The 544-nt window shown below is 66.7% G+C and carries 1 protein-coding gene; it reads left to right on the top strand.

What is annotated here, in order from left to right; translation table 11 throughout:
* Window positions 1-4 precede the first annotated feature (4 nt).
* The coding region (locus BFF94_RS37580) for a sodium:solute symporter family transporter (RefSeq protein ID WP_443627121.1) at window positions 5-544 on the top strand (540 nt) is incomplete at its 3' end.

The following is a 544-nucleotide window of genomic DNA, read 5'->3' as shown; positions in this document are numbered from 1 at the left end:
GGCCATTCCCTTCGTTCTCGTTTCCTCCGCCGCGCATGCGGTATCGGTCGCGGGCCCGATGCCCGACAAGGTCGAACTGAACCCGGTCGCGATCGGGATGTTCTTCGCGTTCGTGTTCGCGACACTCGCGCTCACGCGCTGGGCCGCGCGCCGCACGCGCTCGACCCGCGACTTCTATACGGCCGGCGGCGGCATCACGGGCCTGCAGAACGGGCTCGCGATCGCGGGCGACTACATGTCGGCCGCGTCGTTCCTCGGGCTGTCCGGCATGGTGTTCATGTTCGGCTTCGACGGGCTCATCTACTCGATCGGCTTTCTGGTCGGCTGGCCGTTCGTGATGTTCCTGATCGCCGAGCCGCTGCGCAACCTCGGCAAGTTCACGTTCGTCGACGTCGTCGCGTACCGCTTCGCGCAGCGGCCGATCCGGCTGCTGACGTCCGCGAATTCGCTGACCGTCGTCGTGCTGTACCTCGTCGTGCAGATGGTCGGCGCGGGCAAGCTGATCCAGCTTCTGTTCGGGCTGTCGTACGGCACGGCCGAGCTG

Origin of the sequence: Burkholderia catarinensis (assembly GCF_001883705.2) — a bacterium.
Taxonomy (GTDB): domain Bacteria; phylum Pseudomonadota; class Gammaproteobacteria; order Burkholderiales; family Burkholderiaceae; genus Burkholderia; species Burkholderia catarinensis.
The sequence above is the reverse complement of the archived record's forward strand: the minus strand, read 5'-3'. Positions and strand labels throughout refer to the sequence as shown.